At 74.2% G+C, this 15,695-nt stretch carries 4 protein-coding genes; all 4 read right to left on the bottom strand.

All coding sequences use genetic code 11. The features are described from left to right. Positions 1-80: 80 nt before the first annotated feature. From ACTWPW_RS40780 to ACTWPW_RS40765, 4 genes are read right to left on the bottom strand one after another with little or no spacing between them, the layout of a single operon-like run. Complete coding sequence (locus ACTWPW_RS40780; protein WP_443171816.1) at positions 81-1,781, bottom strand: ABC transporter ATP-binding protein; 1,701 nt, start codon at positions 1,779-1,781, stop codon at positions 81-83. Next, complete coding sequence (locus ACTWPW_RS40775) at positions 1,768-12,777, bottom strand: amino acid adenylation domain-containing protein (RefSeq protein ID WP_443171815.1); 11,010 nt, start codon at positions 12,775-12,777, stop codon at positions 1,768-1,770. Before ACTWPW_RS40775 ends, ACTWPW_RS40780 begins: the two co-directional genes overlap by 14 nt. A gap of 29 nt (positions 12,778-12,806) precedes the next feature. Continuing rightward, the gene (locus tag ACTWPW_RS40770; protein ID WP_443171814.1) at positions 12,807-14,603 is read right to left on the bottom strand and encodes an ABC transporter ATP-binding protein; all 1,797 of its coding nucleotides are present in this window, start codon (positions 14,601-14,603) and stop codon (positions 12,807-12,809) included. Between the two features lie 46 nt (positions 14,604-14,649). Continuing rightward, complete coding sequence (locus ACTWPW_RS40765) at positions 14,650-15,657, bottom strand: iron-siderophore ABC transporter substrate-binding protein (RefSeq protein WP_375109725.1); 1,008 nt, start codon at positions 15,655-15,657, stop codon at positions 14,650-14,652. Positions 15,658-15,695 lie beyond the last annotated feature (38 nt).

The raw sequence follows: 15,695 nt of genomic DNA, 5'->3' as shown, positions 1-15,695 counted from the left end.
GTTCGACGCTCATGATCCCCCGATCCTAGCAATCAGCCGTCCGCGCCCGGGCCGGGCCGAGGCCGCTGATCAGGTGCGCGTCACCGGGCCACCGCCTGCCGGTAGGTCTCGTCGGTGTGGAGGAGGTTGCGGTGGGTGTCCTCGGCGGTGATGACGCCGCCGTCCAGGACGAGGACCCGGTCGGCGGCGTCCAGGAGGGCGGGGCTGCTGGTGATCACGATCATGGTGCGGTTCCGGCGCAGCCGGGCGAGGTTGCGGGCGATGAGCTGTTCGGTGACCGCGTCCACCGCCGTCGTCGGGTCGTGCAGGACCAGGATGTCGGGGTCGGCGGCCAGGGCGCGGGCCAGGGACAGCCGCTGGCGCTGCCCGCCGGAGAGGTTCCCGCCGCGGTCGCGGACCTCGTGGTCGAGCCCCTCGCGGTGGAGGGCGACGACGTCGGTCAGCATGGACGCCTCGACGGCCTCGGCGATCATGCGGCCGGCGCCCGCCGGGTCGATGTTCGTGCGGAGGGTGCCCGCGAAGATCTCCCCGTCGTACGGGTTCACCAGCAGGTGCTCGCGGACCGCCCCGATCGACAGGTCCTTCAGCTCCCGCCCGCTGACCCGCACCACGCCCTCGTACGCGCCGGGCGGGACGTGCACGGCCAGGATCGACACGAGATCGGCCGCCGCCCCCGGCTGGTAGGCGGCGACCGCCACGAACTCCCCGGCGGGCACGTGGAGCTTCAGCTCGCGCAGCGACCCGTACCGGACGCCGTCGACCTCGAGGTCCCCGCCCGCCGACGGTCGTTCCCGCCCCGGGGTCATCACCGGCGGCGCGGCCAGGACCAGCGCCATCCGCTCGGCCGACGCGCGCGCCATCATCACGTATTTCGGCATCTCCGAGAACAGCCGGAGCGGTTCCATGATGAACTGCGCCAGCCCCACGGCCATGACCAGCTCCCCGACGGTGATCCGGCCGCCCAGTGCCAGCCCGCCCGCCGTCAGGGTCACGGCGATGGCGAGGATCGCATTGAGCGCCAGCGCGGTGCCCGCGTACGCGCCGTTCACCTTGGCGACGGTGATCGCCTGGTTCTTCGCCTCCGTGCTGACCTTCCGGTACGACAGGAACGCCGCGTGCGTGCCGCCGAAGCCGTGCAGCGGGCGCAGGCCGGAGATCAGGTCGGCCACCTTCGCGCCCGCCCGCGCCACCCGGGCCTGCTGCTCGCGGGTCCCGGTGCCGATCCACCTGGACATGACGCTGAGGATCGACAGGATCGCGATGGTGCCCACGATCACCAGCACGCCGAGCCGGACGTCGGCCAGGCCCAGCGCGACCGCCGTGATCAGCACCGCCACCAGCGAGCTGACCAGCAGCGGCACCACCTCGATGATGTCGGCGGTCTGGTCGGCGTCCTCGGTGGCGATGGTCAGGACCTCGCCGGACTTGAGATCGACGTCCCTGGCCACCGGCTGCAGCCCGCAGTCCGCGACCCGCACCCGCCAGCGGTGCGCCTCGGTGGTGTTGGCCTTCTGCAGGATGCGCATCCCGAACCGCCACGACAGCGACACGGTCGTGATGATCACGGCCAGCGCCGCGATCGACAGCCCGAGCGAGCCGAGGCTGCGCTCCCGCAACGTGTGCTCGACGATCAGGCCGAGCGCGATGGGGAAGGCGGTCTCGCCCGCCTGGTACAGGCCCATGAGGACGGTGCCCCCGGCCATGGCGCCCTTGTTGCGGCGCAGCGCGGTCCACAGGATGTCGGACCCCGTGCGGGGCCCGCGCTCGTCAGGAGTGCTCATCGAGGTGCCGGGCAATCGCTTCGGGGGTCCGCAGGGCGAACAGGTCGCGAACGGTGATCAGGGGGCCGTACTCGCGGCGGAGCAGCCCGATCAGCCGCACCGCCAGCATGGAGTGCCCGCCGAGGGACATGAAGTCGCTCACCGCGCTCACCTCGTCGTCGTCCAGGTCCAGCGCCTCGGCGAAGAACTCGCACACCGCGGTCTCGGTCCCGGTCGCCGGGCCGCGGCCGGCCGACGTGGTCAGCGCGCCCAGCGGCTTGGCCGCCGGCAGCGCCTTGGTGTCGGCCTTCCCGTTCACGGTCAGCGGGATGGCGTCGACCTGGGCGTAGTGCGTGGGGCGCAGGAAGTCCGGCAGCCCGGCGCCCACCTCGGCGGCGACCGTCGCCAGGTCGGAGCCGCCCAGCACGAGGTACGCGGCCAGCCGGAACGCGCCGTCGACCTGCGGATCGGGCTGGGCTACCGCGGCGGCGAAGCGCACCGCCGGGTGCGCCGTGAACGCGGCCTCCACCTCGCCCGGCTCGACCCGGTGCCCCCGGATCTTGACCTGCTGGTCGGTGCGGCCCAGGTACGTCAGGTTCCCGTCGGGCCGCCGGAGCACGAGGTCCCCGGTGCGGTACATGCGCTCGCCTGGCTCGCCGAACGGGCACGCGACGAAGCGGTGCGCGGTCTGGCCGGTCTGGCCGAGGTAGCCGCGGGCGATGCCGATGCCCGACACGTACAGCTCGCCGGGCACGCCGTCCGGCACGGGCCGCAGCCACGGGTCGAGCACGTACACGTCGGTGTTGTCGATCGGCACGCCCACGACCGGGTCCCCGCACTCGAAGGTGCCGACGCCGAGGGTGTTGATGGTGTATTCGGTGGGTCCGTACAGGTTGTAGCCGATAGTCCCCTCGGTCGCGGCGAGCCGGTGCCACAACGCCGGGGTGACCGCCTCACCGCCCAGCAGCACCAGCGCGGGCCGCCGCGCGGGGTCGTCGAGCAGCCCCTCGGCCACCAGCTGCTGCGCGTAGGTGGGGGTCACGTTGATGACGTCGATCCCGTGCTCGAGGCAGTACGCGACCAGGCGCGGCGCGTCCCGGCGCAACTCCTCGTCGCAGATGTGCACCTCGTGGCCGTCGGCCAGCCACAGCAGCTCCTCCCACGACATGTCGAACGCGAACGACACGGTGTGCGCGATCCGGAAGACCCGGTGGCCGTGCTCCGCCAGCACCGGCTCGAAGATCCGGCGCTGGTGGTTGATCAGCATGTTGGTGAGCCCGGCGTACTCGGTCACCACGCCCTTGGGCCGGCCGGTCGATCCGGAGGTGTAGATCGTGTACGCGGGGTACCGCAGGCGGTCCGGGTCGTCGGGCGCGAACGTCACGAACGGCTCGGCCGCGGGCAGGGGGCGGTCCAGCTCGATCAGGTCGCCGGTCAGCCGGGGGGAGACGGCGCTCACGGTGAGGATCACGTCCGGGCGGGCGTCCGCCACGATCGCGGCGATCCGCTCGTCGGGGTGGTCCAGCTCCAGCGGCACGTACGCGGCCCCGACCCGCAGCACGGCGAACAGCGCCACGATCGAGTCCAGCGAACGCGGGATCGCCAGCCCCACGGTCGTCTCGGGACCGATGCCGCGCCCGGCGAGCACCCCCGCCACCGCCCGGCTGCGCTCCTGGAGCTCGGCGAACGTCATGGTCCGGCCGTGGGCGACGAGCGCGACCCGCCCCGGGCTGCGGTCCGCCGCCCGGTCGAACCGGTCGACCACGGTGTCGGTGCCGATGTCCGTGCAGCTGCTCGGCGCGGGGTCCGGCCCGAATCCTGGCAGCGCGCCCACCGGCCCCTCCGTCCGGGCCAGGTCGTCGAGCAGGCGCAGGTAGCCGTCCAGGAGACGGCGGGCGCGCTCGGTGTCGCCGTCGCGGTACTCCAGCTTGACCGTGAACCGGTCGCCGGGCGTGACGACCCAGGTGAACGGGTAGTGCGTGGAGTCGTCGGCCCGCACCGAGGTGATGCCGTGCCGGGCGTTCAGCTCGGCGAACGTGTCCTGGTCCAGGAAGTTCTGCAGCACGAACAGGTTGTCGAACAGGGTGTCGTGCCCGCTGCTCCGCTGGATCTCGCCGAGCCCCAGGTGCTCGTGCTCCATCGCCGCGACCCTGGCCGCCTGCACCGCCGACAGGTACTCCCGCACCGTGTCCGCCGGCCGGGCCCGCGTCCACATGGGCACGGTGTTGAGCAGCACGCCGACGATGCCGGACAGGCCCTCGCCCTCCCGGCCCGAGACGGTCACCCCGAACACGGCGTCGCTCCGGCCCGTGTGCGCGCCCAGCAGCAGGCCGAACGCGCCGGTCAGCACCGAGTTCAGCGTGACGCCGTGCGTCCTGGCCGCCTCCCGCAGCAGCTCCGACTGTTCGGCGCTCAGCGTGTGCACGAGCGCGCGCGGCAGCTCGTCCGGCAGCGACGGCGACGGTCCGGCGAGCAGCGTGGGGCCCGGCAGGCCGGTCAGGTGCTCCGCCCAGAAGCGCTCGGACGCGGACGGGTCCGCGGCGTCGAGGGCGCGGGCGTAGTCCTCGAAACTCGGCGTGGCCGGGGCCGGGTCCAGCGGCTCGCCCGCGACGGCGGCCTCGTAGGCGCCGAACAGGTCGCGCAGCACGATCTCGCGTGACCAGCCGTCCCACAGCAGCAGGTGGTAGCTCAGCAGCAGGCCGTCGTGGCCGCCGGGCAGGCGCACCACGGTCAGCCGGAGCAGCGGCGGCTCGTCCGGGTCGAAGCCCGTGTCGCGGTCCCGGGCGAGCAGGGCTTCGACCTCCGCGTCCGTCCCCGGCACGACCGTGCGGACCTCGACCGGCCGGCTCGCCGCGAGCACCTGGACCGGGTTGCCGTCGGCGTCGGTGCTGAAACCGGCGCCCACGACCGGGTGCCGCGCGATCACGTACGCCATCGCCTCGGCCAGGGCGCCGGTGTCGAGCCGCCGGTCGAAGGTGAAGTAGCTCTGGGCGACATAGTGTCCGGCCGGGCCCGTCAGCTGGGCCTGGAAGAACAGGCCCCTCTGGAGCGGGGTCACCGGCGCCGTCCGCTCGGCCGTCGCGGAGGCGTCCGCGATCCGCTCCAGCGCGCGCAGCCAGTGCCCGGTGAGCTCGTCGGGGATGCCGTCGGCGAGCGTGAAGGCCGCGCGCAGGCTTCCGGTGGCCGCGTCGATCCACGCGTTGACCTCGACGGCGTACGGGCTGCTCCGGTCGCCGCCGGTGATGTGCAGGGCTTGGGACTCGCTGCCCTGGCCGAGGTAGTTGAGCAGCACCTGCGGGCGCGCGGTCAGCAGCGGGGCCGTCTGCGGGTCGAGGTATCGGAGCCGGCCGTAGGCGACGTGCCCGCGCTCGTCCGGCTGGCGCGCGGCGACCTCGCGCGCCGCCGCGACGGGGTCGGTGTGCGGGGTGAGCCGTACGGGGGCGATGGAGGTGAACCAGCCGACGGTCCGGGTGTAGTCGTGGTGTCCGAGCACCGGGACCCGGCCGTGCCGCTCCAGCTCGATCGCGAGATCGGCGGGCGACGGCTGGATGTGCGTCAGCGCGGTCCGGAGCGCGCCGCACAGCAACTCGGTGAGACCGACGCCGAGCGCGGCGGGCGCGGTACGCGTCACCTGGGCGGTCACCTCCGGCGCGAGCTCCACGACGGTCTCGCGCAGCCCCTCGACCACCGGCAGCAGGACGGGCGCCGCGAGCGTGGTGAGCCAGTGCCCGAGGTCGTCGATCAGGCCGGCGGAGCGGGCCGCCAGCGCGTCGGCGTACTCGGCGTACGGCGTGGTCGGCGGCGCCGGCACCGCGCCCCGCAGGGCGGTGGCCAGGTCGTCCAGCAGGATCAGCCAGGACACCGAGTCGACCGCGAGGTGGTGCACGGCGATCACCAGGGTCCGGCTCGCCGCCACCCACGAGAACGCGATCACCTGCCCGGCCTCGGGGTCGAGCCGTCCGGCGGCCTCGTTCGCCGCGATCGTGGCGTCGGCCGTGTCCGCCCGGGCGACGGTGACCTCGCGGGCGGGCTCGGTGCTCAGTGCCCACACGCCGTGCTCGACGCGCAGCCGCAGCCGGAGGATCGGGTGGGCGGCCACGACCGCGTTCGCGGCCCGCACGGCGTCGTCGAAGCCGGTGCCGTCAGGCGCCACCAGCGCCCTGGCCTGGGCGAACCGGGCGAGGGAGCCGCCCAGCTCCCGCTGGCGCAGGATGATCGGCGTCGGCGTCAGCGGGCCGTCGCCGGGGCGGGCGGGTGCGGGCGCCGTGGCGCGGGGCGTGCGGGTCCCCAGGTGCTCTGCAAGTGCGTGCGGCGTCCTGAGCAGGAACACGCCCCGCGGGGCGATCGGCAGGCCGAGCGCCCGCGCCCGGTTGACTACGGTGATGGCGACGATGCTGTCGCCCCCGGCCCTGAAGAAGTCGGTGTCGCCGTTCACCTCGGTGCCGGGCAGCGCTCCGGCGAAGACACCGACCAGCGCGGCGAGCGGGGATTCACCCGGAGGCATCGGGGCGCCGTCCGTGGCGTGTGGGGATCGGCCCGGGGGCACCGGCGTGCCGTCCGTGGCGTGTGGGGATCGGCCCGGGGGCACCGGCGTGCCGTCCGTGGCGAGCGGGGGCTCGACCGCGGGTACCGGGGTGTCGCCCCGCGCGGCGCGCTCGATCAGGGCCTTGCGGTCCAGCTTGCCGTTGACCGTCAGCGGCAGGGCGTCGATCGGCAGCACCCGGCCCGGCACCATGTGCACGGGCAGCTTCGCCGACAGCTGGCCGGCGAGGTCGCCGGGCACCCCGCCCACGACGTGCGCGACCAGGTGGTCGCCGCTGTCCGCCACGGTGACGGCCGCGTCGGTCACGCCGTCGAGCTCCCGGATCGCGGCCTCCACCTCGCCGAGCTCGATGCGGAAGCCCTTGAGCTGCACCTGGTCGTCGGACCGGCCGACGAACCGCAGCTCGCCGCCGAGCGTACGGCGGGCGAGGTCGCCCGTGTGGTACATGCGGGAGCCGTCCCCCGCGAACGGGTTCGCCACGAACCGGCTCGCGGTGAGCCCCGGCCTGCCCAGGTAGCCCAGCGCGACCTGGTCGCCGGCGACGTAGATGGCGCCCACCCGGCCCGGCGGCACCGGCCGGAGCCGGTCGTCGAGCAGGTAGGTGACCAGGCCGGGGATCGGGCCGCCGATCGGGCCACCGATCGGGCCGTCGCCGTCGCCGGGGGCGAAGTCCCCGTCGGTCAGCACCCGGTGGGTGACGTGGACGGTGGTCTCGGTGATGCCGTACATGTTGACCAGCTCCGGCGAGCGGGTGCCGTGCCGCTCGACCCAGCCGCGCAGCCGCCCGAGGTCGAGCGCCTCGCCGCCGAAGACGATCCGGCGCAGCGCGGTGACCGGCTCGCCGGCGTGCCGGTCGGCCTCCATGAACTGGTAGAACGCCGACGGGGTCTGGTTGAGCACGGTCACGCCGCGCTCGCGGACCAGCCGGTGGAAGTCGACGGGGGAGCGGGTCAGCCCGTACTCGGGCACCAGCAGCTCACCGCCGTGCGCCAGCGCGCCCCACAGCTCCCACACCGCGAAGTCGAAGGAGGCGGAGTGGAACTGGACCCACACGTCGTCCGGGCCGAAGCCCATGTCGGGCCGGGTGTTCGCGAGCAGCCTCACCACGCTGGAGTGCGGGACGACGACGCCCTTGGGCCGGCCGGTCGATCCGGAGGTGTAGATGACGTACGCCGGGTCGTGCCAGGTGACCTCGGGCGCGGTGGCGTCCACCGGCGACGCGTCCTCCTGCACGAGCACGCGGGCCGACGGGCCCGCCAGCTCCGTGAAGCGGGCCTGCTGCTCCCGGTTCACGAGCACGACCCGCGGGGCGCTGTCGGCGAGGATGTACTCCAGCCGCTCGTCCGGGTACGCCGGGTCCAGCGGCACGTACGCGCCCCCCGCGGTGACGATCGCGACCAGCGCGACGACCTGCTCGAGAGAGCGCGGGACGGCGACCGCCACCCGCTCGCCCGGTCCGACCCCGGCCGCGCGCAACGCCGAGGCCAGCCGGTCCTTCGCCTCCGCCAGCTCACCGTAGGTCAGTGACCGGGTGCCGCCGTCGAGAGCGCACTGGGTGACGGCGGTGGCGGCCGGGTCGCGCTTCGCCGCGGCGTCGAACAGCGCGCCCAGGGTGGTCGGGGCGATCGGCGCGGGCGGCCGGGAGCCGTCGGGCACCAGGTCGCCGACCAGGTCGCCGGGCCGGGTGAGCAGGCCCGTCAGGGCCCGGCCGAACCCGTGCAGGATCGCCCGCGCGTCGCTCTCCCGCAGCAGCTCGCTGTCGTGGATCAGGTTGAAGCGCGGGCGGCCGTCGGGCGCGCGCTCCACCACCAGCGTCAAGGGGTAGTGCGGGGCGCCCTCGTTCACGATTCCGGTGATGACGAGCTCGTCGCCGGGCCCGCGCAGGCTGCTCAGGTCGGTGGCGACGTCGAACACCACCAGGGTGTCGAACAGCGGGCCGCCGCCGGCCTGACGGCCGATCGCGGTCAGCGAGACGTGCTGGTGCGGCAGGACCGCGCTCTGGTGCTCCCGCACCGAGGCGAGCAGCTCGCGCGCCGTGGTGGCGCCGGTCCATCGGGCGCGTACGGGGATCGTGTTGATGAGCAGGCCCACCATGTCCTCGATGCCGGGCACGTCGGCGTCCCGCCCCGACACCGTGGAGCCGAACACCACGTCCGCGCGGTGCAGGATGCCGCCCAGCGTCGCCGCCCACGCGCTGTGCACGGCGGCGCTGAGCGGCACGCCCGCCGCCCGGGCGGCCTCGTCGACGTCGGCGCCCGGCTCCAGCGCGGTCTCGGCGAACCGGCCGGACGGGGTGTGCCCTTCGGCGACCAGCGAGGGGCCGGGCAGACCGGCGAGCTGGTCGCGCCACACCCGCTCGCTCGCCTCGTCGTCGCGTCCGGCGAGCCGGCGCACGTGGTCGGGGAAGCCGCCGCGCGGGTGCACGGTGCCCGGCGCGTGATACTCGGCCAGCAGCGCACGCAGCATCGCGGGCACCGACCAGCCGTCGGCGACGATGTGGTGCACGGTCTGCACCAGCACGCTCCGGCCGGACCCCCGGCGGATGAGGGTGTAGCGCATCAGCGGGCCGGTGGCCAGGTCGAATCCGGCGCGGCGGTCCCGCTCGGCGTGGTCGCGGATCTCGGCGTCGGTGATGCCGGGGCGGTCCAGCGTGGTGAACGGGGCCCGCACGCCGCTCTCCAGCACCGACACCACCCGGCCGTCGGCGAGGGCCACGAACCGCGCGGCCAGGTTCGGGTAGAGGGCGAGCAGCCGGGTGGCCGCCGTGGCCAGCCGGTCGGCGTCCACCTCGCCCTCCAGCGTCAGCAGCTGCTGCTCGACGTAGCTGCCCGCCGAGTCGTCGTCGAAGACCGAGTGGAAGTACAGGCCCTCCTGCAGCGGGGTCAGCGGCAGGATGTCGCGCAGCGCGGGGCCGTCCAGGGCGTCCACGTCGGCCTGCGTGAGGGGCAGCGGGGCGAAGTCGCTGGGGGAGTGGCCACCCTGGTCGAGCGCGGCCAGCCCGGCCAGGGCCGTGGCGAAATAGTCGCCGATCGTCGCGATGTCCGCGTCGGTGAACATCCCGTCCGGCCACGAGATGGCGGTGACCAGCTCGTACGCGCCGGTCGGGCCGGGTTCGGCGATCGCGTTGAACTCCAGGGCGCGCGGCAGGCGCATCCCCGGGTCGCGCCGCTCGCCCAGCTGCCCCGTGGCGCCGGCGAGCTGCCAGTCCCCGGCCGCCCCCGCGTCGAAGCGGCCCAGGTAGTTGAACAACACCTGCGGGGCGGGCGCGCCGAACCCGGCGTCGGCCAGGTAGCGCAGCGCGCCGTAGGACACGCCGTGGTCCGGCACCCGGGCCAGGTCCTCCTTGACCGCCTTGAGCGCGGCGGACAGGTACGCGGGGTCGGTGAAGTCGGCGGCCGCCCCCGGGTCCACGGTCACCGGGAACAGGGTGGTGAACCAGCCCACGGTCCGCGAAAGGTCCGGCTCGAAGCCGGCGGCGCCCGCGACGAACCGTCCCTCGCGGCCGTGGCCCTCCAGCTCGATGTGCGCGTACGTCTGGTCCTGCCCCAGGTCGCGGCGCCACCGGGCGAGGGTGACGGCGAGCGCGGTCAGCAGCACGTCGTTGACGCCCGCGTGGAACCTCGCGGGAACCTCCCCCAGCAGCGCGGCCGTGACCTCGGGGCCCACCGGGACGACCCGTACCCTCTCACGGGCGACGGTGTCGGCCTCGGACAGCGGGCGCCTGCCCACCGGTCCGTCCGCGCCCGGCAGGGGACGCCGGTAGTAGCCGGGGTCGGCGCCGGACGCCGCCCGCTCCAGCAACTGCGTCCAGCGCCGGAACGACGTGCCCACCGGCGGCAGCTCGATCGGCGCGCCGGAGGTGAGCTGCCGCCACGCCGTGGCCAGGTCGTCCATCAGGATGCGCCAGGACACGCCGTCGATCACCACGTGGTGGACGACCACGACCAGCTGCCGTGCCCGGCGCCGCCAGACCGCGCGGAGCAGCACGCCGTGGTCCGGGTCCAGGCCGGCGGTGGCGAGCGCGACGCACTCGTCCACCGGCCGGTCGCTCTCCTGCCACCCCGCGACGGCACGGTCCGCCGCCGGGACCTCGAAGCCCCAGCGCTCGCCCCGCACCAGCCGGGCCCGCAGCATGTCGTGCCGCCCGACCAGGGCGGAGAGCATCGCGTCGAGGGCGTCGCCGGTCAGGTCCGCCGGGGTGTTCAGCACCACCGACTGCACGAAGCCGTCGATGGCGTCCGTGGTCTCGCCGAGCCACCGCACGATGGGCGACCCCGTGACGGGACCGGTCGCGACGTCCGCACGGTCGACGGGGGCGACCTCGTCCCGGCTCACCACCGCCGCCAGCGCCCCCACGGTCGCGCTGGTGAAGATCTCCGTCGCCCGGACGTGCAGGCCCGCGTCGCGCAGCGCGCCCAGCAGCGAGATCGCCAGCAGGCTGTCCCCGCCGAACCGGAAGAAGTTCTGGTCGACACCGACCGCCTCCAGTCCCAGCACCGACGCGACCGCCGCGCACACCACGCGCTCGTTCTCGGTGGCGGGCGGGACGAGCGCGGCCGGCTCGGCGGCCGGCTCCGGCAGCGCGTTCCGGTCCAGCTTGCCGTTCTCGGTGAGCGGGAACTCCTTCAGCACGACGACGTGCGCGGGCACCATGTAGTCGACCATGTGCTTGTCGGCCCACGCCCTGACCTCCTCCGCCCGCAGGTCCTCGCGCCCGGCCACCGGGATCACGTACCCCACCAGGTACGTGCCGCCCGCCGCGTGCTCCTTCGCGACGACGCAGGAATGGCGTACCCCCGGGTGCTCGGCGAGGCCGACCTCGACGTCCTCGAGCTCCAGCCGCATCCCGCGGATCTTGATCTGGTTGTCGGCCCGGCCGAGGAAGTCCAGCGATCCGTCCGGGGCGAACCGCGCGAGGTCACCGGTCCGGTACAGCCGGGAGCCGTCCGTGGCGAAGGGGTTCGCCACGAACCGGGACGCCGTCAGGCCGGGCGCGTTGACGTAGCCGCGCCCCAGGAGGAACCCGCCCACGTACAGCTCGCCGCCGACGCCGATCGGGACCGGGCGCAGCTCGTCGTCCAGCACGTACAGGGCGGTGTTGGGGTTGGCCTTGCCGATGGAGGTCGACAGGCGTTCCGCCGCGCCCCGGTAGATGACGTGCGAGACGCCGATCGTCGTCTCGGCCGGGCCGTAGCCGTGGTAGAGGGGGATGCCGAGGCGGGCGCGGAAGCGTTCGTACAGGTCGGGGGTCAGCACCTCGCCGCCGCACCACACGTGCCGCAGGCTGTCCAGCTGCCCCGAGTCGCCCGCGATCTCCAGCAGCACGTCCAGCATGGACGACACCAGGTACGTGAAGGTGACGCGCTGCTCGGCGATCACGCTCAGCAGGTGGTGCGGGTCGCGTTCGCCGCCGGGCCGCAGGACCACCAGCCGGCCGCCGCACACCAGCGGCAGGAAGATCTCGTTGACGGAGATGTCGAACGACAGCGGCGCCTTGAACAGCGAGGCGTCGTCGTGGCCGAAGTGCAGGATCTCGCCGACCTGCCACAGCAGGCGCTCGCTGATCGCCTCGTGCCGGATCATCGCGCCCTTGGGCCGCCCGGTCGAACCGGAGGTGAAGATCACGTACGCCAGGGCCGGTCCGGGGACGGCGACCTCGGGCGGCTCGGCGGGGTAGGAGCCGAAGCGCCAGTCGCCGAGGTCCACGGCCACGGCTTCGGGCTCGCCCGCCGCGTGCTCGCCGGAGTCGTTGAGCTGGGCCACCAGCCGGGCGTCGTCGATGACGACCGCCCGCCGCGCGGCGGGCCACCGCGGATCGAGCGGCACGAACGCGCCCCCGGCCATGAGCACGCCCAGCAGCCCGATCACCATCTCGGCGGAGCGGTCCAGCGAGATGCCGACGGTCTGCTCGGCGGTGAGCCCGCGGTCGATGAGGTGATGGGCCAGCTGGCCGGCCAGCCCGGCCGCCTCGCGGTAGGTCAGCGACCGGTGCCGGTCGACGATGGCGACGGCGTCCGGCCTGGCCCGCGCCTGCTCGCGGAACATCTCCACGATGGTGGGCCGGACCCGGTCGGCCCGGGTGTCGTTCCACCCGGCCAGGGTCTCGAGCCGGGCCGCCACGCTCGACGGGCCGATGGTCCCGACGGGCCGCTCCGGGAAGTCGGCCAGGTCGTCCAGCGCGAGCTGCGCGTCGCTCAGCACGACGCCCTCGGGGACGGTGATGCTCCGGCCGTCCGCCCCGACCTCCCAGCCGGCTGTCCCACGCCCGCCGTGGCCGGCCCAGCCGAGGACGTCGGCGAACGGCGTGCCGGGGGTGAGGTCGAGGCCGTGCGGGCTCCGGCCCGTCGCCCAGTACGCCAGTCCGATGGCGCACGCTCCGGCGAGAGTCCGGTCGGAATGTTCGCCGGCCCGCCGGCGCAGGCCGGCCAGGTGCGCGGCGGAAAGCGACACGCGCCGGGTTCTCGGTTCCGTCATCGAATGATCAGCCGTCCCTTCAAGCGAAGTCAGGATCCCTGACTGCCGTCTCGCCACGCCCGCCACAGACGCGCGTACCGGTCGCCCAGAGCCACCAGTTCCTCGTGCGTTCCCTGCTCCACCACGCGCCCGGCGTCCAGCACGGCGATCCGGTCCGCCGCCATCGCCTGGGTCAGCCGGTGCGCCACGAACAGGGAGGTACGGCCCCGGCACGCGGCCAGCACGGCCCGTTCCAGCTCGGCGGCGCCCTGGCTGCCCGCTTCGGCCGTCGATTCGTCCAGCACCACCACCGGTGCCCGGCCCAGCACCAGCCGGGCCAGGGCGATCTGGGCGACCTTGGTGCCGTCCAGGCGCTCACCGCCCTCGCCGACCACCGTGTCCAGCCCGTCGGGCAGCGTCTCGACCCACGTGCCGGCGCCGACCGTGCGCAACGCGTCCATCAGCTCGGCGTCCGTCGCCTCCGGCGCGGCCAGCCGCAGGTCGTCGGCGAGCGGGCCGGAGAACACGTGCGTCTCCTGCGTCAGGATGCTCGTCAGCACCCGGGCCCCGGCCTCGTCCAGATCGGCGAGGTCGGTCGACCCGATGCGCACCGACCCGGCCTGCGGGGTGCCGATGCCCGCGATCAGCGCCGCCAGGGTCGACTTGCCGGCGCCCGTCGCCCCCACCAGTGCCAGCGAACCGCCCGCCGGGATGACCAGGTCGACGTCGTCGAGGACCGGCCGCTCGGAGCCGGGATAGCTGAAGGTCAGCCCCGCCACCGTCACCGGGTACGGCCCGCTGTCCGCCCGCGCGACGGCCGCACCGCCCACCAGGCGCTCCTCCGTGGCCTCTCCCAGCACCCCGACCAGCCGGGTCAGGCTGGCCCCCGACTTCTGCGCCTCGTCGAAGGTGAACATGATGGCGCCCAGCGGGGTGAACAGCCGGTGGAACAGCAGCGGGGCCACCGCGGCCTCGCCCAGGGAGACGGCGCCGGCCTCCAGCAGCACGTACCCGACCACGATGATCAGGACCAGCCCGATGAACTCGGCGCGGTTCTCCCGGCCGACGAACCGGCCGAAGAGCCGGAACACCTCGATGCCGAGCTCGCGCACCCGCCACGACTCGGCGGCGACCTTCTCGCGGAAGACCTGCTCCAGGCGGTACGCCCGGACGGTGCCGATCCCGTTCAGCCCGCTGATCAGCGCCTGCGCGCGGTCGGCCTGGGCCTCCCGCTGCCGCCGGTAGAGCGGCGCGGACCGGGGCAGATACCAGCGCAGGGCCAGCGCGTACGCGGGCAGCGCCCCGGCACCCGCCAGCCCGAGCCGCCAGTCCAGCCCGAACATGCCCGCCGTCGCGATGACGACCAGCACTCCCGCCGAGAACACCGTGGGGACGGCCGCCCGGATGCCCCTGGACACCACGGCCACGTCGTCGCCGACCCTGGACAGCACGTCACCGCGGCCGACCTGCTCGATCCGCGCGCTCGGCAGCCCCAGCACCGCCCGGACGGCGCCCTCCCGCAGCCGCGCGAGCAGCTCCGCGCCCAGCCGCCCGATCAGGTACGCCGACGCGGCGGCGGCCGCCGCACCGAGCAGCGCGGCGGTCACCATCAGCACCCCGATCGTGACCAGGATGGAGTGCGGCTCGCCCGCGACCACCCCGTCGACCACCTGACCGAGCAGGAACACCGGCAGCACCTGGAGCGCCGCCCCCGCCACCGTGGTGAGGACGGTGGCGGCCGTCAGCCAGGGCGCGTCGCGGCAGTGCGCGGCGACCCATCGGGTGGCCTCGCGTCCGGTCGCCGTGCGCAGGACGGCCGAGGCCACGCCCGTGTCGGTGCTGCTCACATCAGGACCGCGGCGGGCCGGGGACGGGACACGCTGACCCGCATCGCTAGCCGACCGACTTGACGAGCTCGTCGATCGCGTACGGCAGGGACAGCAGGGTGCCCTGCGACATGGCCGCGCCGATCGCCGGGCCCTCGCTGTCCAGCAGGTACGACACCTTGCCGTTCTTGACCGCGGGCAGGTTGGCGAACAGCTCGAACTTCTTCAGCGCGTCCTGGTCAGCCTGGTCGGCGATGACGAAGATGCGGTCGACGTCGATCAGGTCGATGCGCTCGGGGGACAGCACGGTGTAGAAGCTGCCGCCCGCGATCTTGTCGATCTCCGTCGTGCCCTTGAAGCCGATCCCCGTCACCATCCGCCCGCGCACGTCGGTGGTGGTGAACGGGGCGACCGAGTTCTTGTACCAGGACACCGCGACGGCGGTCTGCTCGGCGAACTCCGGGTGCGCCGCACGGGCCGCGTCGAGCTTGGCCTGGATGTCCTGCACCATCTTGGCGCCCTCATCGGCCTTGCCGAGCGCCTTCGCGATGTGCAGCGCGTTGTCCTGCCAGGGCGCGCTGAACGGCTCCTTCTCGCCCTTGGTGCGCCCCACCGTCGGGGCGATCTTGGAGAGCCGGTCGTAGGCGGCCTGGTCGATCTCGGAGTAGACCGCGATGATCAGGTCCGGCCGCAGGGCCGCGATCTTCTCGTAGTTCGGGCCGGAGTCCCCGTTGGTCATGATGACCTCGGGGCGGGTGTCGCCCCACTTGTCCTTCACCCAGGGCCACTGGGTGTTGATGTCGGGGGTCTTGCCCGGCGGGTTCGGGTACTGGTCGACCATGCCGACCGGCTTCACGCCGAACGCCAGGATGGCCTGGTCGTCGGTGTAGCCGACGGAGACGACCCGCTGCGGGGCCTTGGTGATCTGGGTGGAGCCGAACGCGTGCTCCACGGTGACCGGGAACGCGCCGCCCGCGGCGGGCGCGGTGGTGCCGGCGCTCGTCGGAGCGTCCGCCGGGGCGGATCCGCACCCCGAGAGGAGGCCGGCGCCGAGGGTGGCTGCGGACAGAGCCACGGTCAACCGCCGTAAGGTCCGCACAACATTCGTTCGCT

Source organism: Nonomuraea sp. KM90 (assembly GCF_052246675.1).
GTDB lineage: Bacteria > Actinomycetota > Actinomycetes > Streptosporangiales > Streptosporangiaceae > Nonomuraea.
Note: the sequence above shows the minus strand (reverse complement) of the source record. Positions and strands in the feature narration are given on the sequence as shown.